Genomic DNA, 24,357 nt, shown 5'->3' with positions numbered 1-24,357 from the left:
TCAGGGCGCGTCGCTGGTGGAGACGCTGATCATCGGCAGCGTCACTTCCAGCGCCGCGCGGGGTGAGAAGGATGGGATGGCGGTCACCGCCAGGACGAGGGCGAGACTGAGAACGAGAAGCGAGGTCTCGACGCCGCGATAGAGCTGATCCATGGGACACTCCCGGCTCGCAGGGTCGAATCGGCCCCGCGTCCGGCTCAGGATCGGCCGCAAACGTATCCAAAGCGTCAATCAGGACGGGAGCCGGGGCCCCTTCGCCCGCTCGGATCGAAGCGCTGCGATCACTGGGCAGGCTGCAGGCCCTCACAGCCGTGAGGAACTGACGCGGACTGGCAGGCCCGCGCTCCGCCCCGTGAGCCATCATGGCCGCGGCCCTCACGCCCGGGACAGATTCCTGGCTCCAGACCCATGCTTGCGCAGCTTCACTGACCGTATCGGGAGGCGTCCCAACCGGTAGCGCCCATAGGGCGCAGTCACCGCAATTTCTTGAAAGAGACTGTCACCGGGCATGCTGGCCCGGCCCCTCCTTTCCGGCCGCGCCCTGTTTTGACGGGCGGATGAGAGGCGCTGCTGCCGTAGCGATCCCGCAGTCCTCAACGCGGATTGAGTCCGCTGCTGTCGGCGGCCACGAGGCTTGGAGGATCAGGAAGAAGTCGCTTCCCCGTCGCAAAGCGATTTAGGCGCGCCTCGGATGAGGCCTGGACGCGTGGAACTGCGGGTCTTGTCGTCGGCCTCGTGCGGGGTTGTCATTCCCGAGCTCCGGCATGGAAGGTCGCGCGGGCCGGCCGCGCGAGACCGCCATCAAAGCCGGTTCAACGGCGAAATCGCGAAGCAACCGCCACGAATCCGAAAGCGAGAGCGGACTTCGGGGCGGTGGCCTAAACTTCCGGAATTGTCCCGCCCTCGTCAGTGTACCGCTCGCATGCATCGGTGTTCGAGGGGCACGCGAGACGGGGCAGGGGTCATGACATGCCGGGAGGCCGGCCGCTCACGCCCGCCCGGCGGGCACCATGGTGGCGAGGTCCGCGGCGGCCGGAGGATGCATCAGGCCAGCGGCCAGCATCGCTTCGAGCATGATCAGGTCGGCTTCGGGGTCTGGCTCCCAGCCGCAGGGGCAGGTTCCATGGGGGCCATGCGCCGCGGCGACCTGCCGGTAGAGGGCGCCGACCGTTCGGGCGGCGCATTCCAGGGCGGCCATGGCCGGCATCGGCCGTTGCTGAAGCGCCTGCCAGAATGCCACGGTGAGGGCACGCTCCAGAGCCGTCTGGGCCCTGCTCTCGGCCGAGGGGGCCTGCGTGACCTTGGCTTGCGAGGAGCCGCTCATGCCCAGAGCCTCCGGCGCGGGGTAGCGTCGCCAGGTTCCAATCCGATCAGGGCTTCGAGTCCGGCCCGGCTCAGGCCGAGGGAGGACCCGTCCCACCACACGCTGCGCAGGCCGTCGAGCAAGGTTTCGAGCATGGGCTCGGATCGCGCCGGAAGCGTTTCCGCAGCAGGCCGCGTCGAGCGGGGGCGGGACGACGATGGAAAGCTGAAGATGTGCGCCATAACCTGATGATGGCGCGCGTTTTCCCATCATCGCAAGTCCTGCGGAAAACATTGGAAGAGCTTTAACTTGCTCTGGCTCGCCGGGGTATCATTCTCAATTTAGAAGAATTCAATCGGTCCCGAAAAGACGCCACTTTTCGGCGGTTTGAGACGTCGCACGGCGCGCGCTCATCGGACGGGTCGGTCGAAGGCGGTTTCCGGGAACGGTTCGCGCGCGAGGGTGAAGTGCCACCACTCCTGTGGATAGGGGGTAAAGCCCGCGCGAATCATGGCCGCGCGCAGGCGCCTGCGATGGGCGCGCGCCGTTGCGCTGACCCGCGGCGAGTCGGTGGCCGAAGCCTCGTCGAACAGGTCGAACGGCGTGCCCATATCGAGTTCGGCGCCGTCGGCACGCCGCACCAGGGTCAGGTCCACGGTCGAGCCGCGGGAATGAGACGAGCGTTCGGCGATGTAGCCGAGGCGGAACAGATCCGCCTTGTCGATCCGGGGATAATAGTCAGCCTTCATCCGGATCTCGGCCGGATCGCGGGCCCAGGTGGCGAAATCCGCCACCGCCTGAACCGGCCGGTAGCAGTCGAACACCTTGAGCCCCAGGCCCTCCGGCGCGAGATCGGCCTGGACCTGGGCGAGCGCCCGGGCGGCCGGCGGCGTCAGCAGGCAGCGGGGGGCCTCGTAGCCGGCGATGGGGCGGCCGACGAAATTGTTCGAGCCGGCATAGCGCATCTCGACGGTGAGCCCGGGCACGATCCCGGCCGCATCGACGAAGGGATCGGCCCCGGCAGGATCGGCGCCGGCCAGCGCCAGCAGCGTCAGGCTCGCCCGCATCACCCCCGCCATGCCAGCAACCCTGCTCCGAGGGCGATCAGGGCGACGCCGAGCCAGTGATGCGGCGCGAGCCGCTCGCCGAGAAAGGCGGCTCCGAACAGCGCGACCAGCACGACGCTCAGCTTGTCGAGGGGGGCGACGCGAGAGGCCTCGCCGAGGCTCAGCGCCCGGAAGTAGCAGAGCCACGAGGCGCCCGTGGCGAGGCCCGACAGAACAAGGAAACCGACGGTCCGCCCGGGCAGGCGGGCCAGGTCCGGAACCTGCCCGGCCCAGACGACGATGCCGCCGGTCAGGGCGAGGATCACCACGGTGCGCAGGAAGGTGGCCACATCGGGCGGTACGCCCTCGACACCGGCCTTGGCGAGGGTCGCGGTCGCCGCGGCGAAGGCGGCCGAGAGGAGAGCCCAGAAGCGCCAGGACGAGGACAGGTCGCTCATGGGTGCATCCCTCACAGCAGGTGCCGCATGGCCACGAGCGCCAGGGCGAGGCCGGCGATGCCGGCCAGCACCGAGACCAGCACGTAGGCGAGCGCCGCACCCCAATCGCCACGCTCGATCAACGTGACGGCTTCGAGCGAGAAGGTCGAGAAGGTGGTGAAGCCGCCGAGCACCCCCGTGGCCAGGAAGAGCCGCGCCTGGGGTGGGCCGCCACGCAGGGCGAACCACCCGGTGACGACACCCATCAGCACCGAGCCGACCACGTTGATGGTGAGGGTCCCCCAAGGAAAGGCTTGGCCGAAGCGCAAGGCCGCGCCGTTGACCCCGTGGCGCAGGACGCCGCCGAGGCCCGCGCCGAGGAAGACCAGGAGGGTGTTCACGACAGGTCCGCATTCCATGCCAAGGGTCGCACCGGACCCCGAGCAAGGCCGGTGCCGGAGGCATCATACCGGGTCCGGCACCGTCGGCGAGGCGCACAAACCCGTCCCGCGACGATATCGAGATCGCGAGCGCTGGTTCGGCCCGGTGTTACGGCTTCACGCCGTGCACGACGATGAAGAGGTCGACATTGCGCTGCCCGATCCCGTGGAAGCCGGCGCGGGTGAGATAATTCACGAGTTCCTGCGGCGTCGAGGTCTTGCTCACGAAGGGCGGGCGGTTCTCGGGTGGGAAGGACAACAGGTGTTCGAAGAAGGCCCAACCCCCGTCATCCAGGGCGTTGACGTTGTCGACGAGCAGCCGACCGCCGGGGCGCAGCACCCGGAACGCCTCGCGGACGTAGCGGTAGCGCTCCCATTCCTCGAGATGCATGAACACGACGGTGCAATAGACCAGATCGACCGAGGCGTTGGGGATCGGCGCGAGGTCGTGGCCGCTGATCTCGATCGCCTCGGCATTCGGCAGGTCGGCCAGCCGGCGGCGCATATGCCCGACCATCTTGGACGAGACATCCGCCCCGATCCAGCGCTTGCAGCCGGGGGCGAGCACGGCGCCGACCCGCCCGACGCCCGCACCGATCTCCAGGATCACGTCGTCCGGCTTCAGCCCGACGGTGTCCTCCAGCATGGCCTTCGTCTTGAGGCCATGGCTGCGGTACATACCCTCGTCGAGATAGCCGCTCACCGCCATCTTGGCGCTGTCTTCCGTCTCGGCCAGCGCCTCCCAGGTGCGCTTGTACTCGTGCCGGAACGGCGGCGGCGGGGGCGGCGGCGCGGTCTTGGCGAAGCGGCGTCTGATCTTTCGCAGAATGCGGCGCATACCCTCGTTCCGGCCCCTGTCCTCGCCCTTGTCTTGAGCTCGTGTCCTGAGCCCTCGTCCCGGCTCAGCCGGCCCTGACAGGCCGCCCTCTTCGCAGCAAACGCAGCCCCGGTAAACCGTAACCCCGAACGGGTGGAAGCGTCTTCGTTTCGTGCTGTCTCGTACGGACAGGCGCTTGCCGATCACGAGAACGGCCCGAACGCTCCTGCGTCGGGCCGTTCCGTTAATGCTACGCTGGAGGCCGCTCAGCCTTCAGCGACGATCTTGTCGATAGTGATCGGGAGGTGGCGGATACGCTTGCCGGTGGCGTGGAACACCGCGTTCGAGATCGCGGCGGCTACGCCGACGATGCCGATCTCGCCGAGGCCCTTCACGCCGAGCGGGTTCGCCTTGTCCTCCTCATCGACGAAGATCACGTCGATGTCGTGGATGTCGGCGTGGACCGGCACGTGATATTCGCCGAGATTGTGGTTCATGAAGCGGCCGATGCGGTGATCGAGCATCGACTCCTCATGCAGCGCCGAGCCGATCCCCATAACGATGCCGCCGAGAATCTGACTGCGCGCCGTCTTGGGGTTGAGGATTCGGCCCGCCGCGATCGCCGAGACGACGCGGGTGCAGCGCAGGACGCCGAGTTCCTCGTCGATCTTCACTTCGGCGAAGATCGCGGAATGGGTGTAGGCGTTGTACGCCTCCTCGAAGTCCTTGTCCGGCGCGGCTTCGGCGGTCGCCTCCAGCCGTTCCGTCCCGGTCGCCTTCAGGATGTCCGTGAGGGCGACGCCCTTCGAGGGATCGCCGGCGACCTCGATGCGCCCGCCGGTGAAGACCGCGCGCTCGAAATCGACGTTGGCGAGGGGCGAGTTGTCCATGCCGCGCGCCAGCTTGAACGCCTGCTCGGCGATATCGCGGCAGGCCTTCATGACCGCCGTGCCGGAGGACGCGGCGGTCCATGAGCCGCCCGCCACCGGTGCCTGGGCGAGCTTGGTGTCGCCGAGCTTCGTCGTGACGTGATCCAGCGGCAGGCCCAGGGTATCGGCGGCGATCTGGGTCAGGATCGTGTAGGTGCCGGTGCCGATGTCGCCGGTCTGATTGCCAACTTCCAACCGCCCGTCCGCACCGAGCACGGCCCGCGCGCTCGACTGCATCATCATCGATTCCCAGATACCCGTCGCCATGCCCCAGCCGACGAGTTCGCGGCCGTCGCGCATGGAGCGGGGCTCGGGTTGGCGCTTGTCCCAACCGAACCGCTCGGCACCCTGACGGAATGCCTCCTTCAACTCCTTCGAGCCGAACGGCTTATCTTCGGTCTGATCGCCTTCCGTGTAGTTCTTGAGTCGGAGCTGCACCGGATCCTGCCCGGTGGCGTGGGCGAGTTCGTCCATCGCCGTCTCGATAGCGAAGACGCCGGTCACGGCACCGGGGGCCCGCATGTCGCCGGGCGTCGGCGTGTCGAGCTTGGTCAGGCTGTAGGTGAGCGCAACGTTGTCGCAATCGTAGAGAACGCCCGACCAGTTGACGATCACCTCCTGGTAATCCTCGTAGGTCGAGGTGCCTTGAACCGCGTCGTGCTTGAGCGCGGTGAGCTTGCCCGAGGGGTCGGCCCCAAGGGCGACCGTCTGGATCGCCTCGGAACGGTAGGTGAAGGACCACATCTGGTCACGGGTCAGCGTCACCCGGACCGAGCGGCCGAGATCCTTCGCGGCCAGCATCGCCAGGAACAGCTGGTATTGCGGCCGTAGACCCGAGCCGAAGCCACCGCCGAGATAGGGGTTCAGAACCCGCACCTGCTCCGGCTTCAGGCCGAAGGCGCCGGCGATGTAGTCGTGGGTGTTCGAGACGCCCTGGATCTTGTCGTAGACCGTGTAGGTACCGTCCTTCTCCACCACGACGGTGGAGGCGTGCGGCTCCATCGGGTTGTGGTGCTCGTCGGCCATCCGGTACTGCGCGTTCACGCGGATCTCGGACGTGTCGAACGCGTGTGCGGCATCGCCCCACGGCTCCGGCGGCGGCTTGATGCCGGCTCGCTTCATCGGCGGATCGTAGGACGCGCCCGATTGGGCCGTGACGTCGGTGAGGGGCGCTGCGGTCTCGTACTCGACGCGCACGAGGGAGGCGGCGTAGCGCGCCGTTTCAAAATCCTCACCCACGACGAGGGCGATCGGCTGGCCCGAATAGACGATGCGGTCGCTCGCCAAAGCTTGGAACGGCGCGCCGGGAGGCGCCACCGCGTCCTGATAATCCTCCGGCTTCTGCGACGTCGCCGGGCGGTTCTCGTGGGTGATCACCTTGACGATGCCGGGCACGGCTTCGGCCGCGGCGGCGTCGATGCGCTTGATGCGGCCCTTGGCGATGGCGCTCGAGACGACGACGCCGTAGGCGAGGTCGGGAGCGGCGAATTCACCGGCATATTTGGCGAGGCCGGTCACCTTGGCCGGGCCGTCGACGCGGCTGATGGCTTGGCCGACGAAACGGTCGCGGCCGGCCGCCGGGCTGAACTGGACGGTCATGGACGGCTCCTTACTGGATGCGCTTGTCGGACTGGGACTGGGGCGTGCCCGCGGCGGCCTGCTCCAGGCCGCGGACGATGGCGCGACGCGCCAGCTCGATCTTGAAGCCGTTGGTCGATTGGGGCTTCGCCTCCTGCAGGACCAGGTCGGCTGCCGCCTTGAAGGTCTCGCGGTTGGCCGGCTTGCCCTGCAGCAGGGCCTCGGCCTGCGTGTTGCGCCAGGGTTTGTGGGCGACGCCGCCGAGAGCGAGGCGCGCGGTGCGGATCGTGTCCCCGTCGAGTTCGAGGGCGGCGGCGACCGAGACGAGCGCGAAGGCGTAGGACAGCCGGTCGCGGAGCTTCAGATAGGTATAATGCGTGGCGAAGGTCTTGGCCGGCAGATCGACGGCGACGATGATCTCGCCCGGGGCCAAGTTCGTGTCTTTGGCCGGATCGTCGCCGGGCAGGCGATGGAAGTCCGAGATCGGAATCGCCCGCTCGCCGTTCGGCCCGCTCACCTGCACGACGGCCTCCAAGGCGGCCAAGGCCACGGCCATGTCGGAGGGATGGGTGGCGATGCAATGCTCGCTCGCGCCGAGGATCGCGTGGATGCGGTTGACGCCGCCGATGGCGCCGCAGCCGGAGCCTGGCTCGCGCTTGTTGCAGGGCGTGGCGGTATCATAGAAGTAGTAGCAGCGGGTGCGCTGCAGCAGGTTGCCGCCGGTCGAGGCGGCGTTGCGCAGCTGGGCCGAAGCGCCTGCCAGGATCGCGCTGGACAGGAGCGGGTAGCGCTCCTTCACCTGCGCGTCGTAGGCCGCACTGGCGTTGGTCACGAGCGCGCCGATGCGAAGCCCGCCATCCTTTGCTTCGATGGCGCGCAGCGGCAGGCGGGTGATGTCGATGAGCCGGCCCGGCCGCTCGACATCGTATTTCATCAGGTCGATCAGGTTGGTGCCGCCGGCAATGAAGCGGGCGGCCGGGTCCGCGCCGAGAGCCTGCACGGCCTCCGCGACGGTGCTGGGGCGGACGTAATCGAAGCGGTTCATCGGCCGGCTCCCTGCATCACGTCCTCGATGGCATCGACGATGTTGGTGTAGGCGCCGCAGCGGCAGAGATTGCCGCTCATCGCCTCCCGGATCTCGTCGCGGGTCTTGGCGTGACCCTCGTTCATCAGGCCCACGGAGGAGCAGAGCTGGCCGGGCGTGCAATAGCCGCACTGGAAGGCGTCGTGCTCGACGAAGGCTTCCTGGATCGGGTGCAGACTGTTCTTGCCTTCCCGCGCGGCGAGGCTCGCCAGCCCCTCGACCGTGGTGATCTCGGCGCCGTCCTGCATCACCGCGAGGGCGAGGCAGGAATTGATGCGCGTGCCGTTGACCAGCACCGTGCAGGCGCCGCACTGGCCGTGATCGCAGCCCTTCTTGGTGCCGGTGAGATCGAGGCGTTCCCGCAGGAGGTCGAGTAGCGTCGTCCAGGGTGCCACCGCGATCTCGCGGCGCTCGCCGTTGATCGTCAAGGTGATGCCGATGGTTCCGACCGCGCCGGGCGAACCGCTGTCGATAAGCATGGTGTTGTCCGTGGCGAGGCGTTGCCCCGTGACGGCCGGGAGGATCGCCTCCTCGAAGCCGGGCGGGGGTTCGCGTCATGGGAGGGCGGGCCTGAAGCCCGCGCCGGGGTCGATTCCATAACCGTTCCAAGGTGCAGCCGTTCCGGGCGATCGGTACACGCGCGGTTGATCGCGGTGCGACAACGATGTCGCCCACGGGTTCGGGAGAGGGTTCGGGACCGCCCCGGCGATGCGAGGCTTTTCGTGGCGGCACGGCGGTGTTAGCTCGGCTCACATCGCCGTCCGCCCCAGGAGCCGCCCGTGTCCGCGACGCTCGATCCCGTCCTCAACGACATCGACCGCGACCTCGACAATTCTTTGGAGCGGCTGTTCGCGTGGCTGCGCATCGCGTCGATCTCGACCGATCCGGCCTATGCCGGTCAGTGCCGCGAGGCGGCGGCCTGGCTCGCCGGCAACCTGACCGCGCTCGGATTCGAGACCAGCGTGGAGGAGACCTCGCTGCATCCGGTCGTGCTGGCGCATCGGCCCAAGGCGAACGCACCGCACGTCCTGTTCTACGGCCATTACGACGTGCAGCCGGTCGATCCCCTGAACCTGTGGCACACGCCACCCTTCGAGCCGCGGATCGCCGAGGAGAACGGTTCGAAGAGAATCGTCGCGCGCGGGGCGTCGGACGACAAGGGTCAGGTGATGACCTTCGTCGAGGCCTGCCGGGCCCATCTCGCCATGAACGGCGACCTGCCGGTCGGCGTGACGATCCTGGTCGAGGGGGCGGAGGAGAACGGATCGCAGGGCGTGCCCGAATGGGTCGCGCAGAACCGCGAACGGCTGAAGGCCGATGTGGCGCTCGTCTGCGACACCGGCATGTGGGACCGGCAGACGCCGCAGATCACCACCTCTCTGCGGGGGCTGGCCTATTTCGAGGTCAAAGTCACCTGCGCCGACCGCGATCTGCACTCGGGCTTCTTCGGAGGGGCGGCGGCGAACCCCATCCACGTTCTCTCCAAAATCCTCGCCGCTCTGCATGACGAGGACGGCCGCGTGACGCTGCCGGGCTTCTACGAAGGCGTGCGCGAGCCGCCGGCCGAGTTGCTGGAGCAGTGGCGCAGCCTCGGCCTCACCGCGGAGAACTTCCTCGGGCCGATCGGTCTCAAGGAGCCGGCGGGTGAGCGCGGGCGCCTGCCGATCGAGCTGATTCAGTCGCGGCCCGCCTGCGATGTCAACGGCATCATCGGCGGCTACACGGGCGAGGGCACCAAGACCGTCATCGCCTCTCAGGCCTCGGCCAAGGTCTCGTTCCGCCTCGTGGACGATCAGGACCCGGAGCAGCTCGCCCGGACCTTCGAGGCCTTCGTACGCGAGCGGGTGCCCGCCGACTGCTCGGTGGAGGTGATCTGCTACAAGGGCTCCCGCGCCGTGGCGTTGCCCTACGACATGCCGCAGCTCGACGCCGCCAAACGGGCGCTCGCCGAGGAATGGGGACGCGAGGCCGTCGCCGTGGGCGCGGGCGGCTCGATTCCGATCGTCGGCGATTTCAAGCGGATCCTGGGCCTCGACACGCTCCTGATCGGCTTCGGCCTCGACGATGACCGGATCCACTCGCCCAACGAGAAGTACGAGCTGTCGAGCTTCCACAAGGGGACGCGCTCGTGGGCGCGAATCCTGCAGGCCCTCGCGGATGCACGGGGCTGATGCGAACCCAGGCTCATCCCACCCATCCCCCTCATCCCGAGGCTGCTGCGCGCCGCCACCACAGGATGAGGACGCGCCCGGGATTTCCGTCGCAATCCGCATGAGCCTCAATCCGACCCCGGGCCAGCTCTTCGCCGGCTCTCAGAACACCGCCGTGCTCCGCTTCCCCCTGCCAGCCTCGCTGCCGATTCCCCTCGGCATCGCGGCGCCCGAGGGCGTGACGCTCGCGACCTGGGCGTTCTCCGGCCTGGAGGAGGGCGCAACCGGTGGACCGGTCTGCCTGCTGGCGCTCGAAGGCATTCCCGGCAGCGATCTCACCCTCGCCACGCACTTTCGCGACCTCCCGATCCGCCCCGACGCCGCCTCGCCCGATGCACTGGGCGACCCCGAGCGGAAGCTGCTCGCCCGCGCCCTGCTCACGGTTGGCCCCGCGGGTCTGCCGGCATTGGCGGGCCTGTTTCCGTTGATCGAGACGGCACTCGCTGCCTTCGCGCCGGAGGACGGGGCGCCCGCCCTGATCGCCGAAGGGCCTCACCATGCGCTGACCGGCACGGCCGTGCCGCACGCCCTGTTGCTGCACGCCGCCGACGGTTGGGGCTGCTTCCGGGTCGCGGCGGGCCGGCTTCGCTTCGCTGGCGGTCCCCGGACAGAGCTGGCGCTCGATCCGCTCTGGGGGACGAGGCCGGAGGGCATCCGGGCGGCCTTCGCGCTCCACGCTCACGGCTTCACGCCGCTCATCGTCCGGGCCGCGTGATGGCGAGCCAACCGGCGATCCTCGTCCTCGCACCGATGCCCGCCGCCCCCGCGAGCGCCGGCAACCGCCGCCGGCTGGTGGCTACCTGCGAAGCCCTGATCCGCGGCGGCTTCGCGGTCGATCTCGCCTATGTCGCCCACGAGGATCAGATCTATCGCCGCTTCGGCCAGCATCCGCCGACCGATCTGGCCGCCATGGCGGCGGCGTTTCGCAACGTCTTCCTGATCGAGCCGCGGGCGGTGATCCCGCTAAAGACGCGGGCGCCCTTCTTCGACATCGACGATTGGTGTCCGGCTGAACTCGGCCCGTTCGTCGACTGGTATTTCTCGGAGTTTCCCGAGACCGGCGCGGCGCTGGTGAACTACGTCTTCCTGTCCGCCGCCCTGGAACGGGTGCCGTCCGGCGTCATGAAGCTGATCGACACCCATGATCGCTTCGCGGGACGTCAGACCCAGTATCGCCCTTTCCGTGCGGAGCCGAACTTCTTCTACACCGATGTCGCGGGCGAGGCGGCGGGCCTCAACCGCGCCGATGCGGTGCTGGCGATCCAGGCGGCGGAAGCCCGGTACTTTGCCGACATTTCCTCGACCCGCACCCTGCTGCTCCCACCTCGGTTTCCCCTTCAGCAGCCGTTCGCGGTGCCGAGCCGCGTCGGCCGCATCGGCTTCCTCGGCCACGGCAACGATCCGAACCTCTTCTCCATCGGCCGCTTCGCCAGGGCCTGGGCCGAGGATTGGACGCCGGACCGGCCCGAACTCGTGATCGCGGGCGAGATCTGCCGCAGCCTGACCGGCATCGAGGGCCCCGGCGTGCGGCTGCTCGGGTATCTCGACCGTCTCGCTGATTTCTACGCGCAGACCGATCTCGTGGTGGCGCCGATGCTGATGGGCTCGGGCTTGAAGATCAAGGTCGGCGAGGCGTTGTCGTTCGGGCGCCCGGTGATCGGCACCGAGATCGGCCTGGAAGGGTTCGAGCCGGAGGAACCGGCCCATCGCTGCCGCGACGCGCACGCGGTGAAGGCGGCAGTGCTGTCGGTCGTGGCGGATCGGGAAGCCTTGGCCCGGCTGACGGCGGCGAGCGAGCGGCTGTTCACGCGCTACGCGGCGGTGACGGAGGCGGCGGAAGCTGAACTGATCGCGTTGCTCCGTGCGCATGAGGAGGCCCGCGAACACCCCCTCCCACGGACAACGCGAGCAGATGGGCTCGGATCATCGGATATTGCCGGGATCGGTGAGCCTTCGGTCGTCTCGGGCGGCGGTCTCGTCCTCACCGGCGAATGCTCCGCGCGCTCCCTCCCCGCGACCGATCCCGAACGCGGCGTGCTCGTCGCCACCGAGCGGCGGCCCGGCGATGGCAGCGCCGCATCCTATGCGCCGGAGCGTCGGCGCTGGTTCGCGCGGGCTGCGGAGACGGGCGGCACAACCCCCAGTCTCGGCACCCTCGACGTCGCGCTCGCGCCCGAATGGGTCCGGACCCGCGCGCTGCCACAGGCCGCCCGTGCCGCCCTGGCGCTGGCCTTCGCCGACATGGAAGCGGATTGGGAGACGTGGGGGCAGGTCGTCGGCCGGGCCGGCGACCGGCTCGAGATCGCGACCCTCCTGCCCGGCGTGCTGGCCTCGGGCACGCATCCCGCCGCGGCGTTCTGGATCGGCGACGGCCTCGCCATCGAACTGCGCCTAGAGCGCGTGACGCCGCTGCAACTGCGCCGGCCCGTGGCCTACACGGACAAGACCGGGCGTCTGTCCGCTCCGGTTCCGGTCAGCCTGAGCTTTCGCGAGGCCGCCGACCCGCCCGCAGGCGACGGACGCCTGCTCCTCCTGACCGATGACGGCATCGGCCGCATCATCCTGAAGGCGTCCGCACCATGAGCGACACGCCCCCCATTCCGCGTCTGGACACCGTCGATCCGCAGATTGGCCGTCGCGCCGCGCTCGTGGAGGCCGCGCTGATCTGGGAGGCGATCCACCGCAACGGCGTGCGCCTCGCCTTTCGGCCCGAGCCCGAGCCCGACGTCTCGGTGGTGATCGTCGCCCGCGACGCCCGCCATCTTCTGGCCCTCACCCTCTATCGCCTCTGCGGCCAGCAGGCCCTCGCCGGGGTGGGCTTCGAGGTGATCCTCGTCGACAACGCGTCGAGCCCGGAAACCCGCGCCCTCTATCCCCGCCTCGACGGCGTCACGCTGATCGAGAATGACGAGAACACCGGCTTCGGCCCGGCCTGCAACGCGGGGGCGGCGCGGGCGCGCGGGCGCTTCATCCTGTTTCTCAACCCCGATGTCGACCTGATGCCGGGGGCCCTAGCCGCCATGGTCGCGGCGTTCCGGGATCATGCGGATGTCGGCATCGTCGGCGCCCGCCTCGTTTTCCCCGGCGGCTTTCTGCAGGAATCCGGGGCGGGTTTTCGCGACGACGCGGCACTCACGCATCCGCACGGGCGCGGCGACCCCGATCCCCTGGCGCCCGAGCATGCGGTCACCCGCGATGTCGGGTACGTCTCGGGTGCCGTGCTGATGATCGAGCGCGGCCTGTTCGAGCAACTGGGCGGCTTCGATCCGCTCTTTGCCCCGGCCTATTACGAGGACACGGATCTCTGCCTGCGCTGCCATCAGGCCGGCTATCGGGTCCTGGTGCAGCCGCGGGCCACCGCGATCCATTACGAGAACGCCACCAGCGCCAAGCGCGAGGAGGTCGAGACGTTGCTCGACCGCAACCGCACCCGTTTCCGCGATCGGCACCGCGCCAACCTGTTCGCGCAGGGGCCTCAGCCGCGACCCGGCGCCAGCCTCGACCACGATCCCTGGCGCCTGCGGGTGCTCTACGTCGATGATCGGGTTCCTCATCTCGATCTCGGCGCCGGCCTGCCCCGCGCCAACGCGATCCTCAACGCCATGGCCGGGCTCGGCTATGCCGTGACCTTCTTCCCGAACTACGAGGCGGATGCGGAGGAATCCCAGCGCTATCGCGATCTCGACGGGCGCATCGAGATTTGTCACGCCAGCGGCGACGAGGGCTTCGCCCGGCTCATCCGCGAGCGGCGCGATGTCTACGACGTGCTCTGGGTCAGCCGTCCGCACAACATCCTGTTCGTGCTCCAGGCCCTGAATGCGCAGGGACTCGATCCGCGCGGCTTCGCACGCTCCCGGGTGATCTTCGATTCCGAGGCCCTCTTTTGCCTGCGCGATTTCGTGACCGAGGCGGCCATCGGCGGCCACGCGGTTGCGGCCGATCTCGCATGGCAGGCCGAGCGCGAGGCGCGCTGCTTCGGGCTGGCCGATGCGGTGGTCTGCGTCTCGCCCGCCGAGGCGCGGGTGCTCGCGCGCTACGCGGCCTGCAACGTCGCCGTGCTCGGACACGCCCTCGCTCCGGCAGCAGCGAGCCCGGATTTCGCCGCGCGCTCCGGCTTCGTCTTCGTCGGCGCGCTCGGCCGCGAGGGACAGCCGAATGTCGATTCCCTCGACTGGTTCTTCCGGAATGTCTGGCCGCTCGTGCGTGCAGAGCTGCCCCAGGCCGAGCTGACCCTCGTCGGAGAGATCGCCGACACCATCCGCGCCCGCTTCATCCGCGACGGCGTCCGCATCACCGGTCGGGTGCCGCGTACGGAGCCCTATCTCGATGCCGCCCGGGTCTTCCTGGCGCCGACCCGCTTCGCCGCGGGCATTCCGCACAAGGTCCACGAGGCGGTGGCCCACGGCCTGCCCTGTCTCGCCACGCCAATTCTCTCGGAGCAGCTCGGCTGGCCTGAAGGTACGGGCCTGCTCGCCCGCGACTGGCGGGATCCGGACGCTTTCGCCTCGGCCCTGATCCGCCTGCACGAGGACGCCGCCTTGTGGCGCAGCGTGCGCGACGAAGGACTCGCCCGTATTCGAGCCGAATGCGACCCGTCCGCCTTCCGCGCCGCATTGCGCGGTTTGTGCGAGGCGCAGACCGTCGCATGAGCGCCCTGTCTCCCCCGTCCCGCCTCGTCGGCCTCGTCTCGGGCCTGCTGCGCCGCGCGTTGTACGGACGGGTGCCGCGCCTGTTCGACGCCGCCTATTACCGCGCCCGTCATCCGGGCGTGGCCAAGAGCGGCCTCGACCCCTTCCTGCATTACGTCTGGCTGGGCGCGCGGTCCGGCCACAATCCGAACGCGGATTTCGACACGGTCTTCTACCGTCGCCAGAGCGGCGCGACCCGGCTCGATCCCGTGCGCCATTATCTGCGGGAAGGCGCGGTTCGAGGTCTCGATCCGAGCCCGGCCTTCAGCACCGCTCTCTACCTCGCCCGTTACCCCGACGTGGTGGCGGCCGGCGTCAACCCGCTGGTTCATTTTCGCAACGACGGCCGGGCGGAGGGCCGCGAGGCCGCTCCGTCGCCGATCGAGCCGGATCGCCTGCGGGCGCTGGACGGCGTGGGCGAAGACCACATTCTCTTCCTGCCCGAGACCGAGGGCGGGCGCTTCTCGCTGACATGGCAGCGCGAACATCCCCTCGATCCGCGGGCAGCCTTCGCGCCGCGGGTCTGCCTTCAGCTCTGCGTCGACGGACTGGAATACGACGCCCTGCTCGACGCCCTGCGCGCCTTCGAGGCCGGTCGCCAGGACAGCCTCGCCCTCGACATCGACACCGGCGCGGGCCCGCACCCGCCGATGCCGACGCAGCTGCTCGCCTTCGAGCGCTGCTTTCTCACGCACTCCGGCGACGGCCGGACCTGGAACCTGCGCTACGCGGAACTGCGGGTTTGGGACTTGCGCCTGAAGCGGCCGGGCGTGGCCGCAGTGTTTCCGGGCGGATGCTTTTCGGCGCATCGACCGGCGAAGGGAGAGGCGTGGCCGGCCGTGTAAAGCGAGCCACTGCGCGTTCAACCCCCTCCCGAGATGGGAGAGGGTTTCGTCGGCGTCACGCGTCCGTTCACTCCGAGACCGGCGTCGCCCCCGGCTCGGCCACCGCCGCGATCTCGGCCACCGAGCCCGCCTGCGCCTCCACCACGGCGGCGGCCGTGACGTTGACGATGCCACGGGCCGTCACCGACGGCGTCAGGATGTGGGCGGGCTTGGCCGGACCGATCAGGAGCGGGCCGACCGGCAGGGCATCCGCCAGCACCTTGGCGAACTGGAAGGCGATGTTGGCCGCGTCGAGATTCGGGAAGATCAGGATGTTGGCGGCACCCTTGAAGCTCGAACCCGGCAGCACCCGGTCCCGCACCAGTTCCGACAGGGCGGAATCCGCCTGCATCTCGCCATCGACCTGAAGCTTCGGGGCGCGGGCACGGATCTGCTCCAGCGCGCCGCGCATCTTGCGGGCGCTGACCGAATCCGACTGTCCGAAATCCGAGTGGCTCAGCAGCGCGATCTTCGGCGTCAGGCCGAAGCGCGCGACATGGCCGGCGCAGGCGATCGCCACGTCGGCGATCTCTTCCGCCGACGGATCGGGGCGGACATGGGTGTCGGCGAGGAAGTAGGCGCCCTTCTTCGTGACGATCAGGCTCATCGCCGCGAAGTCGAGCACGTCCGGGCTCTGGCCGATGATGTCGCGGATCACCCTCAGGCGCGTCTCGAACCGCCCTTCGAGGCCGCAGATCAGCGCATCCGCCTCGCCGCGCCGCACGGCGAGCGCACCGATCACCGTGTTGTTGGTGCGCACCAGGGTGCGGGCGAGATCGGGGGTGATCCCGCGCCGGCCCGCCACTTCGAGATAGGTCGACACGTAGTCGCGGTAGCGGGGATCGTCCTCGGGATCGATCAGGTCGAAATGGTCGCCCGCGCGGATCGACAGCCCGAAGCGCTTGATGCGCGTCTCGATGACCCGCGGGCGTCCGATCAGGATCGGGCGGGCGACCTTGTCCTCTACCAGCGCCTGGGCGGCGCGCAGCACCCGCTCGTCCTCGCCCTCGGCGTAGACGACGCGCTTGGGATCCTCCTTCGCCTTGGAGAAGATCGGCTTCATGATGAAGCCGGAGCGGTGCACGAACCGGTCGAGGGAATCCGTATAGGCCTGGATGTTCTCCACCGGGCGCCCGGCGACGCCCGAATCCATCGCCGCCTTGGCAACTGCCGGGGCGATGCGCAGGATCAGGCGCGGGTCGAACGGGCTCGGGATGAGCGAGCGCGGTCCAAAGGGACGCGCCTCGCCGCCATAGGCGCGGGCGACGACGTCGGAGGGCGTCTCGCGGGCGAGCGCCGCGATGGCCTTCACGGCGGCCTTCTTCATCTCCTCGTTGATGGCATGCGCGCCGACATCGAGCGCGCCGCGGAAGATGTAGGGGAAGCACAGGACGTTGTTGACCTGGTTCGGAAAGTCCGACCGCCCGGTGCAGATCATCGCGTCCGGGCGCTTCTCCTGGGCGAGATCCGGCATGATCTCGGGATAGGGATTGGCGAGCGCCATGATGAGCGGCTTGTCCGCCATCTTCTCGAGATATTCGGGCTTGAGCACGCCGCCGGCCGACAGGCCGATGAACACGTCGGCGCCGCCGATCACCTCGGCGAGCGTCCGCGCCTCCGTCTCCTGCGCGTAGACCTCTTTCCAGCGGTCCATCAGTTCGGTGCGGCCCTTGTAGACCACGCCCTTGATGTCGGTGACCGTGATGTTCTCGCGCGTCGCACCCAGCGAGACGAGAAGGTTGAGGCAGGCGAGTGCCGCCGCACCCGCGCCCGAGGTGACGATCTTGGCGTCGGAGAGCTGCTTGCCGGCGAGTTCGAGCGCGTTGAGGACGGCGGCCGCGACGATGATCGCGGTGCCGTGCTGGTCGTCGTGGAAGACCGGGATGTTCATCCGCTCGCGACAGCGCTCCTCGACCTCGAAGCACTCCGGCGCCTTGATGTCCTCAAGGTTGATGCCGCCGAAGGTCGGCTCCAGGGAGCAGACCACGTCGACGAGCTTGTCGACGTCCTTCTCGTCCACCTCGATGTCGAACACGTCGATACCGGCGAATTTCTTGAAGAGGACCGCCTTGCCCTCCATCACCGGCTTCGAGGCAAGGGGGCCGATATCGCCGAGGCCGAGCACGGCCGTGCCGTTCGTGAGCACCGCGACGAGGTTCTGGCGGATCGTGAGAGTCGCGGCCTCCTGCGAGTCGTCGTGGATCGCCATGCAGGCGGCCGCCACGCCCGGCGAGTAGGCGAGGGCGAGGTCGCGCTGGTTGCCGAGCGGCTTGGTCGCCTGAATTTCCAGCTTTCCGGGCTTGGGAAGGCGGTGGTAGACGAGCGCCCCGGATTTCAGATCCTCGGACATATTGTCGGCCATGGCGATGCCGTCCTCTCCCGCATCCTCGTCGCGCACCGTCGCCTCTCATCGCGGAGGGGTGCGCCGTTGAGGCATCTGTTGCAACGGCTGAAGCGGGGGCGCAACCCGCACAACGAGACACGGCTGCATCTCCGTGTCCTGGCGCGCCGATGGAATTATCTAATCGGCCCATATTCTTACGGCCGACCGAAGGTGCGTTTCCCGGAATCCGGCCGGCGGCTGACGATCGGCCGCTATTGTTCCATCGCCGACAAGGTCGAGATCCAGCTCGGCGGCGGTCACCGGCTGGATTGGGTTTCGACCTACCCCTTCACGGCGATGCCGGACTTGTGGCCGGGGGCCGATGCGCCCGATCACCACCTCTCCAAAGGTGATGTGGTGATCGGGCACGATGTCTGGCTCGGATCCGGCTGCCTGATCCTGTCGGGGATCACCATCGGGCACGGGGCTGTGGTGGGCGCCCGGGCCGTCGTCACCCGCGACGTGCCCCCCTACACCGTGGTCGTGGGAAGCCCGGCGCGGATCGTGCGCCGCCGCTTCGACGAGGCGACAGTGGCCGCACTTCTGGAAACGGCTTGGTGGGAATTCCCGAAGGACACGGTGCAGCGGTGGATTCCGCTGCTTCAGAGCGGGCAGATCGACGCGTTGATCGCCGCAGTGCGGGCCGAGCGCGCCGTTGCGACGCCGCCGCGATTGCCGTAACCGGCCCGCATTCGCTCACAACCGAAGACAGCGCCGATGTCTGACCAGCTTCCCGACCGCTTGTCGGTCAATCCGAACAGCCCGTTCTACGACGAGGCGATCCTCGCCCGCGGCGTCGGTGTCCGCTTCAAGGGCGTCGAGAAGAACAATGTCGAGGAATACTGCGTCAGCGAGGGCTGGGTGCGGCTCTCCGCCGGTAAGACCCTCGATCGGGCCGGAAACCCGATGACGGTGAAGCTGAAGGGCCCGGTCGAGCCGTATTTCCGCGAGACTTCGGAGGCCTGAGTCCGCCCCGATGGGGGGATCGCCGCCGGAGGCGGTGATCGCCACCCTCGTCCGGAAACCCCGCGACGCAGCGACCCGGAATCGAAAGGGCCGGCGCCTTCAGGCGCCGGCCCTTTCATGTTGCGGTCGAGATCCCCGAAAGGTGATCAGTTCCGGGCGGCCATCATGTCGTGGGACAGGACGGTGAGCTTGCCGATGAGGCTCGCCACGTCGCCGTGGGCGCAGGACCACTGGGTGCCGATGGCGCCGCCGTCGTGGGACACCGAGACCACGGCGACCGAGCGCAGCTTGCCCTCGCGGGCGAGCTTGAGCTGATCCTGCAGCACCTCGATGATGGAGGCGACGTTCTCGTCGGCGACCGCTTCCGTGGCGGCGGACGGGAAAGCGACCACGTTGGCGTCGTTGAGGGCGCGTTCGAACTTGGACATTCAGGCTACTCGACGAGGCTTGAGGGAAGAGCGGCCGAGGGGGCCGGCATGAAGGCGGTCCACGAGACGGGCGAGGCGGTCGGGCAGGGCGGCGTCGCGCTCGACCGAGAGGCGCTTGCCGATGGCGTAGGCGACCCCCTTGGTCACCCGGCCGACCGAGAGGTCGGCCTCGCCCATCGGGGATGGAAATCTGTCCGGCTTGTCGGGATCGACCATCGCTTCCTCGCTCTCGGACATGGCGTAGGACGATCCTGCGCGCCGCAACGCGTCATGAAAATGGCAAGGGACCGGTCACGCTTGCGCATTTCCCTGGCTGTGGCGCCGGAGTGACACTTTCCCGGCCCCAAGCGGTTCGCTGTCAGCGCGGATCGCGCCAGCCCGACCCTGCCGGGGCGGGCGCCGCGCCCACCGAAGCCGGGCCGGTGCTGCCGGTGCGGGTCGGTTCCGCGGAGGCGGGCGGTTCGGCCATCGCCGAGCGGCGCGGGACCGGTGCGGTCAGACGCGCCTGACGGTGACGCGCCGCGGCGCGGGCGCGACGGGCCCTGCGGGGGCGCGCTTCGCTGTTCGACCCGATGACGCCGCCGGCCACCGCGCCGACCACCGCGCCGATGGGTCCGCCCACCAGCGCGCCCGCCACCGCACCCGCGCCGACGCCCATCGCGGTGCGGCTCTCGGCCTGTGCCGGTGCCGAAGCAGAGAGGCCGGCCACCACCGCAAGGCCGAGGCACATCATTCGCATCAGGTTCGTCCCTCAAGAAGTGTTGGGACGCCTCTGACGGTCGATCTTGACGAAAGGGTGACCTGTCGGAGCTGTCGTGACTTCACGAAACGGGGTCTGGGCCCGAATAGTCGCGCTTGTTCTTGCCGGATGCCAGCATCCGAAGAATGGACGGTGCGTTCGGCCTGGGATCATTCCTGGGTATGCGTTTGTGCTGCCTTGAGTGGTCCGCGCAGAGCCAGCACCAGCGGCACCGTCGCGAGGGCGGTCGCGGCGGCGGCGAGCAAACCGGCGGTCTCGCCTGCCCGATCGGCGAAGGCACCGTAGGCGATGGGGGCGATCCCGCCCGAGCCGATCACCGCCGTATAGAACAGGGCGAAGGCCCGGCCGGTATCGCCGCGGGGCGCGAGATCCGGCACGGTCCCGTAGAGCACGGAGGAGGTGCCGTTCAGGGCGATCCCGAGCGCTGGCAGCAGGACCAGGGTCGGCACCAGCGGCAGAGGCAGCAGGGCGACGACGAGGAGCGCCGTGATCGCTTCGGTGACGACGACGCTGCGCACCACGCCCACCCGTTCGCCGAGCCAGCCGCACGCGGCCTTGCCGAAGGCGCCGCCCGCGAAGACCAGGGCCAGGGCTAGACCGGTGGTGGTGCCGGTCCCGCCCTTGGCTTCCAGGAGGAACGGCAGGAACAGCAGGGTTCCCATCCGGGTGGCGGTGTCGAGGGCGCCGACGGCCATCAGCAGGGTGAAGCCCGTCCGGGATGAACCCGCCACGCTTTTCGCGGCTCGCGTCGGCGCCGGCACCAGGGGCCGGCGGGGCAGCACCGCGACCAGCGTGACGGCCGCGACGAGCCCGACGAGCGCCATCAAGCCGGCCACCGGCCGCCATGCGAGGACACCGAGCAGCAGGGCGACCGCCACCGGAAACGTCGCCTTTCCGATATCGCCCGCGAAATTGTAGATGCCGAGCGGCCCCCGCGCGGCGCGCCCGTAGGCGTCCGAGACGAGGAGCGAGGCGCGCGGATGCTGGATGCTCGAGCCGATTCCGGCCAGGACGAGGCCGGCGCAGAGCCCGAACAATCCGCCGCTGAGGCCCATCACGACGAAACCCGCCGCCGCGACCAGCGTCGAGAGAGCGAGCGCCGCGCGGATCGAGAGGCGCGCGGCGATCCGGTCGGCCGGCACCTGGAGCCCGCCCATGGTGCCGTAATAGAGGCTGCGAAGCGCCGCGAGCCCGGCATAGGAAAGCCCGAACTCCGCCTGCCAGACCGGCAGGAGCACGTAGAGCAGATCGGTGTAGCCGTCGTGCAAGGCGTGGGCGATGCAGGCGCCGCCCAGGCTGCGCCGTTGCGTCGTCGTCGCCTCCGGCAGCGCGCGGTCCGATCGGTCGATATCCAGGGTCCGGCTCACGCGGCACGATCCTCTCTTGGGCTCCGTGCACATTAGATCCGTGACAATTCCGGTATCAGACCCGGTTCGATCACGGATATCGTGCGTTTTCCTCACGGATCGGAGCGATCGGCCATGCGCCACCTGCCGCCTCTCCATGCCCTGCGCGTGTTCGAGGTCGCCGTGCGGGCCGGGAGTTACGCCGCCGCCGGCACGGAACTCGGCCTGACCCACGGCGCGGTCAGCCGGCAGGTCGCGGCCCTGGAGGCGTGGCTCGGACAGCCGCTCTTCGCCCGCGTCGGGCGAAGGATGGTGGCCACGCAAGCGGCGCGGGTCTTCGCCGCCGAGATCAGCCTCGCCTTTGACCGGTTGACGGAAGCCGCCGACATCTGCGGCCGACCGCTCGCACCGCGGGTGCTGCGGGTCAGTGCACCGACGACCTTCGCGATGCGCTGGTTGATACCGCGCCTCGACGGTTTCCGGGCGGCACGGACCGATACCGAGGTGACGGTCACGACGACCACGACCCTGCAGGAGGAACTGCGCGGGGGCTTCGACCTCGCCATCCGACGCGGGCCGGAACCCTGGCCGCAGCACCATGCCGTGCCGTTCCTGACGGAGGTCGACACGCTGGTGGCGAGCCCGGCCCTTCTGACGCGAGCGCCCCTCGCCAGCCCCGGCGATCTCGAAGGTCGCGTCCTCCTGGGGACTCAGACGCGACCGGGCGACTGGCGCGCTTGGCTCGCGGTGGCGGGCGCTGTCCGACCCGAGGGCGCACGCCCCCGGATCTTCGACCATTTCTTCGTCACGCTGCAGGCTCTGGAGGACGGCGCCGGGCTCGGCATCGGACCGTTCCCGGTGCTCGACCGGGCGGTCGCGGAGGGCCAGCTCGCCGCCCCCTATCCGGGCATCGTCGTCGAGCGGCCCGGCTATTTCGTGCTGACGCCGTTCGACGCCGACAAGACGCCCGCCCTCGCCGCCTTCGTCGAGTGGCTCGTGGCGGAGGGCGCCGCCTCGCTCACAATTCCCCGGTGAGGAACTGCGCCCGGCCATGGCCGAAGGACCAATCCTCGTCCGTGTTCTCCACGGTCGAGACCATGACATCCGCCGGCGCGATGCCGCAGGCGGCCTGGAGCTTCTCGGTCAGCAGCCGGTAGAACAACTCCTTCTTCTCGCGACCGCGCGGCCGGGTGATCATCTGCACCACCACGACGTCCTTCGTTCGCGGGATATCGAGCCCGGTATCCTCCACGATCATCCGCGTGGGCTTGTGCTCGGTCACGATCTGGTAGCGGTCGCCGGGGGGAACGTTGAAGGCTTCCAGCATCGCTTCGTGCGCCGCATCGAGCAGAGCTTTCAGCTCGGCATCGCTGCGTCCTTCCAGCAGGTCGAAGCGCATGAGGGGCATGGTGGGTCTCCGGAACGGGAAAAACGCGGCCTCTGGCGGTTGCCGGCCGTACCGCTAAGGTAGAACTGCGCCCGGCCGCTTCCAACCGAACCGGTTCTCTCGTATTCCGCATTCAAAATGGTGCGGCGCGGCATCGGTGCCCGCCTAACGGAGGAGACCATCGATGTCGGATTTGCGGTTGCGCCGCAGCGTGCTCTACATGCCGGGCTCGAACGCCCGGGCCCTGGAGAAGGCCAAGACCCTCCCGGCCGATTCGCTGATCCTCGATCTCGAGGATGCCGTGTCGATGGAGGAGAAGGAACTCGCTCGCGAGCAGGTCTGCGCCGCGGTGAAGGGCGGCGGTTACGGCCATCGCGAACTCGTGATCCGCGTGAACGCGCCCCAGACCCCGTGGGGCGAAGGGGATCTGCGCGCCGCGATCGAGGCCAAGCCCGACGCGATCCTCATGCCGAAGGTGTCCTCGCCCGCCGTCCTCGAGAGCATCGCCGACCATCTGGAAGCCCTCGACGCGCCCGATTCCATCGCCGTCTGGGCGATGATCGAGACGCCCGCGGCGATCCTCAACATCCACGAGATCGCCAAGGCCCGGCGTGACCGGCGCACCCGGCTGACCTGCTTCGTGCTCGGAACCAACGATCTGGCCAAGGATACCTGGGCGCAACTCGTGCCGGGCCGGGTGCCGATGCTGCCCTGGATCATGTTGACGCTCGCGGCCGCCCGGGCGGAGGGCCTGACCATCCTCGACGGCGTGTGGAACGACATCTCCGACGTCGACGGCTGCCGCACCGAGTGCCGACAGGCCCGCGATCTCGGCTTCGACGGCAAGACGCTGATCCACCCCAACCAGCTGGAGCCCGCCAACACCTCCTTCGCCCCGACCGAGGAGGAGGTGCGCCGCGCCCGTCTCGTCATCGAGGCCTTCAATCTGCCGGAGAACGCCAAGCGCGCGGCGATCAAGGTCGAGGGACGGATGTACGAGCGCCAGCATATCGGCATGGCACGCCGTTCGGTGGTGTGGTCCGAGACCATCGCGGCCCGCGACGCCGGTTCGAGGGCCTGAAACGAAGAAAGGCCGCGCCCCTCGGGAGCGCGGCCTTCGTCACGCCTCAAGCGTGAGCGGTCTTACCAGCCGTAGCCGTAGCCACCGTAGCCACCACCGTAACCGTAGCCACCACCGTAGTAGCTGCGGCGGTAATACGTGCGCGGGGCGTAGTAGCCGTCGTCGTAGTAGCCGACGCTGCGGTAGCCGTAGGCCGGGCGGGCGTAGCTGTAGCCGTAGGCCGGGGCATAGCCGTAGCCGCCACCGTAGCTGCCGTAGTAACCACCGCCGTAGCCGTAGCTGTTGGACGCCGCGGCACCGACCAGGGCGCCGGCGGCGAGGCCACCGATCACGCCCGCGGCGATCGCGCCGCCGCCACCGCCGCGCCAGCGCGCCTCGGCGCCGGTCGAGGTGAGGGCGCCGACGCCCAGCACGGCGGCGGCGGAGAGGACTGCGAGCTTCTTCATCGTGAAGACATCTCCATGAGGGGGGATCATTGATCCGATGGCTCCCCAACGGTCGCGCATCGGAATCGGTTCACTCCCGAGTTGGTGATGTTGACGCTACGTCCTGTCGCATGAACGACCCTTCAACCGGCCGTTCATCCAATC

The 24,357-nt window shown here is 69.0% G+C and carries 26 protein-coding genes; 9 read left to right on the top strand and 17 right to left on the bottom strand.

Translation table 11 applies throughout. The features are described from left to right. From MFF26_RS09105 to MFF26_RS09060, 10 genes are all read right to left on the bottom strand, one after another. Positions 1–153 carry a hypothetical protein gene (locus MFF26_RS09105; RefSeq protein WP_171015374.1) on the bottom strand — a complete coding sequence of 51 codons (153 nt, stop codon included), beginning with the start codon at positions 151–153 and terminating at the stop codon, positions 1–3. Between the two features lie 835 nt (positions 154–988). Then, on the bottom strand, positions 989–1,324 hold the full coding sequence (locus MFF26_RS09100; RefSeq protein ID WP_137827458.1) for a hypothetical protein: 336 nt from the start codon (positions 1,322–1,324) through the stop codon (positions 989–991). Then, entirely contained in the window at positions 1,321–1,458 is a 138-nt protein-coding gene (locus MFF26_RS09095; protein ID WP_238307905.1) for a hypothetical protein, read from the bottom strand. Before MFF26_RS09095 ends, MFF26_RS09100 begins: the two co-directional genes overlap by 4 nt. A gap of 255 nt (positions 1,459–1,713) precedes the next feature. After that, entirely contained in the window at positions 1,714–2,370 is a 657-nt protein-coding gene (locus tag MFF26_RS09090) for a M15 family metallopeptidase (RefSeq protein ID WP_137827599.1), read from the bottom strand. Then, a complete protein-coding gene (locus MFF26_RS09085) occupies positions 2,370–2,807 on the bottom strand; it encodes an EamA family transporter (protein ID WP_137827456.1) in 438 nt (145 codons plus the stop codon). Before MFF26_RS09085 ends, MFF26_RS09090 begins: the two co-directional genes overlap by 1 nt. 11 nt (positions 2,808–2,818) lie before the next feature. After that, complete coding sequence (crcB, locus tag MFF26_RS09080; protein WP_171015373.1) at positions 2,819–3,205, bottom strand: fluoride efflux transporter CrcB; 387 nt, start codon at positions 3,203–3,205, stop codon at positions 2,819–2,821. A gap of 130 nt (positions 3,206–3,335) precedes the next feature. After that, positions 3,336–4,064, bottom strand: a complete 729-nt coding sequence (locus MFF26_RS09075) for a class I SAM-dependent methyltransferase (protein ID WP_137827454.1) — start codon at positions 4,062–4,064, stop codon at positions 3,336–3,338. A 245-nt stretch (positions 4,065–4,309) separates the two neighbouring features. Next, positions 4,310–6,571 (bottom strand): xanthine dehydrogenase family protein molybdopterin-binding subunit, encoded by a 2,262-nt coding sequence (locus MFF26_RS09070; protein ID WP_238307904.1) that lies wholly within the window; start codon positions 6,569–6,571, stop codon positions 4,310–4,312. A gap of 10 nt (positions 6,572–6,581) precedes the next feature. Beyond that, entirely contained in the window at positions 6,582–7,595 is a 1,014-nt protein-coding gene (locus MFF26_RS09065; RefSeq protein WP_137827452.1) for an FAD binding domain-containing protein, read from the bottom strand. After that, positions 7,592–8,113: a (2Fe-2S)-binding protein gene (locus MFF26_RS09060; RefSeq protein WP_137827451.1), complete on the bottom strand. Its 522-nt coding sequence runs from the start codon at positions 8,111–8,113 to the stop codon at positions 7,592–7,594. The genes MFF26_RS09065 and MFF26_RS09060 overlap by 4 nt, the downstream gene beginning before the upstream one ends. A gap of 300 nt (positions 8,114–8,413) precedes the next feature. On the opposite strand from MFF26_RS09060, the gene MFF26_RS09055 reads away from it, so the two are divergent. From MFF26_RS09055 to MFF26_RS09035, 5 genes are all read left to right on the top strand, one after another. Then, on the top strand, positions 8,414–9,805 hold the full coding sequence (locus tag MFF26_RS09055; RefSeq protein ID WP_137827450.1) for a M20/M25/M40 family metallo-hydrolase: 1,392 nt from the start codon (positions 8,414–8,416) through the stop codon (positions 9,803–9,805). Between the two features lie 100 nt (positions 9,806–9,905). Beyond that, entirely contained in the window at positions 9,906–10,559 is a 654-nt protein-coding gene (locus MFF26_RS09050; RefSeq protein ID WP_137827449.1) for a hypothetical protein, read from the top strand. After that, positions 10,559–12,427 (top strand): glycosyltransferase, encoded by a 1,869-nt coding sequence (locus MFF26_RS09045; protein ID WP_137827448.1) that lies wholly within the window; start codon positions 10,559–10,561, stop codon positions 12,425–12,427. The genes MFF26_RS09050 and MFF26_RS09045 overlap by 1 nt, the downstream gene beginning before the upstream one ends. Further along, a complete protein-coding gene (locus tag MFF26_RS09040) occupies positions 12,424–14,493 on the top strand; it encodes a glycosyltransferase (protein WP_238307903.1) in 2,070 nt (689 codons plus the stop codon). The genes MFF26_RS09045 and MFF26_RS09040 overlap by 4 nt, the downstream gene beginning before the upstream one ends. Next, positions 14,490–15,377: a hypothetical protein gene (locus tag MFF26_RS09035; RefSeq protein ID WP_137827446.1), complete on the top strand. Its 888-nt coding sequence runs from the start codon at positions 14,490–14,492 to the stop codon at positions 15,375–15,377. Before MFF26_RS09040 ends, MFF26_RS09035 begins: the two co-directional genes overlap by 4 nt. Before the next feature lie 67 nt (positions 15,378–15,444). Here MFF26_RS09035 and MFF26_RS09030 read toward each other — a convergent pair whose 3' ends face one another. Beyond that, a complete protein-coding gene (locus tag MFF26_RS09030; RefSeq protein ID WP_137827598.1) occupies positions 15,445–17,778 on the bottom strand; it encodes an NADP-dependent malic enzyme in 2,334 nt (777 codons plus the stop codon). 78 nt (positions 17,779–17,856) lie between these two features. Here MFF26_RS09030 and MFF26_RS09025 point away from each other — a divergent pair, with 78 nt between their 5' ends. Both MFF26_RS09025 and MFF26_RS09020 read left to right on the top strand, forming a co-directional pair. Beyond that, the gene (locus MFF26_RS09025; RefSeq protein ID WP_137827597.1) at positions 17,857–18,480 is read left to right on the top strand and encodes a CatB-related O-acetyltransferase; all 624 of its coding nucleotides are present in this window, start codon (positions 17,857–17,859) and stop codon (positions 18,478–18,480) included. 36 nt (positions 18,481–18,516) lie between these two features. Then, positions 18,517–18,765 carry a DUF3297 family protein gene (locus MFF26_RS09020; RefSeq protein WP_137827445.1) on the top strand — a complete coding sequence of 83 codons (249 nt, stop codon included), beginning with the start codon at positions 18,517–18,519 and terminating at the stop codon, positions 18,763–18,765. A 146-nt stretch (positions 18,766–18,911) separates the two neighbouring features. On the opposite strand, the gene MFF26_RS09015 is transcribed toward MFF26_RS09020, so the two are convergent. The 4 genes from MFF26_RS09015 to MFF26_RS09000 form a co-directional block, all read right to left on the bottom strand. Next, the gene (locus tag MFF26_RS09015; protein WP_137827444.1) at positions 18,912–19,193 is read right to left on the bottom strand and encodes a hypothetical protein; all 282 of its coding nucleotides are present in this window, start codon (positions 19,191–19,193) and stop codon (positions 18,912–18,914) included. Beyond that, the gene (locus MFF26_RS09010; protein WP_137827443.1) at positions 19,194–19,430 is read right to left on the bottom strand and encodes a hypothetical protein; all 237 of its coding nucleotides are present in this window, start codon (positions 19,428–19,430) and stop codon (positions 19,194–19,196) included. Between the two features lie 121 nt (positions 19,431–19,551). Next, positions 19,552–19,932, bottom strand: a complete 381-nt coding sequence (locus tag MFF26_RS09005; RefSeq protein WP_137827442.1) for a hypothetical protein — start codon at positions 19,930–19,932, stop codon at positions 19,552–19,554. Between the two features lie 170 nt (positions 19,933–20,102). Next, a complete protein-coding gene (locus MFF26_RS09000) occupies positions 20,103–21,320 on the bottom strand; it encodes an MFS transporter (protein WP_238307902.1) in 1,218 nt (405 codons plus the stop codon). A 114-nt stretch (positions 21,321–21,434) separates the two neighbouring features. Here MFF26_RS09000 and MFF26_RS08995 point away from each other — a divergent pair, with 114 nt between their 5' ends. After that, positions 21,435–22,334, top strand: coding sequence for a LysR substrate-binding domain-containing protein (locus MFF26_RS08995; RefSeq protein ID WP_137827440.1), 900 nt, complete (start codon positions 21,435–21,437; stop codon positions 22,332–22,334). Here MFF26_RS08995 and MFF26_RS08990 read toward each other — a convergent pair. Beyond that, complete coding sequence (locus MFF26_RS08990; protein WP_091942617.1) at positions 22,318–22,707, bottom strand: tautomerase family protein; 390 nt, start codon at positions 22,705–22,707, stop codon at positions 22,318–22,320. The genes MFF26_RS08995 and MFF26_RS08990 overlap by 17 nt on opposite strands. 163 nt (positions 22,708–22,870) lie before the next feature. On the opposite strand from MFF26_RS08990, the gene MFF26_RS08985 reads away from it, so the two are divergent. Beyond that, positions 22,871–23,767 carry an HpcH/HpaI aldolase/citrate lyase family protein gene (locus MFF26_RS08985; protein ID WP_137827439.1) on the top strand — a complete coding sequence of 299 codons (897 nt, stop codon included), beginning with the start codon at positions 22,871–22,873 and terminating at the stop codon, positions 23,765–23,767. 62 nt (positions 23,768–23,829) lie between these two features. Here the strand turns inward: MFF26_RS08985 and MFF26_RS08980 are convergent, their stop codons facing one another. Continuing rightward, positions 23,830–24,213: a hypothetical protein gene (locus MFF26_RS08980; protein WP_238307901.1), complete on the bottom strand. Its 384-nt coding sequence runs from the start codon at positions 24,211–24,213 to the stop codon at positions 23,830–23,832. Between the last annotated feature and the right edge of the window lie 144 nt (positions 24,214–24,357).

The organism is Methylorubrum suomiense (assembly GCF_022179765.1).
Taxonomy (GTDB): domain Bacteria; phylum Pseudomonadota; class Alphaproteobacteria; order Rhizobiales; family Beijerinckiaceae; genus Methylobacterium; species Methylobacterium suomiense.
This window is presented reverse-complemented; position numbering and strand designations above follow the sequence as displayed.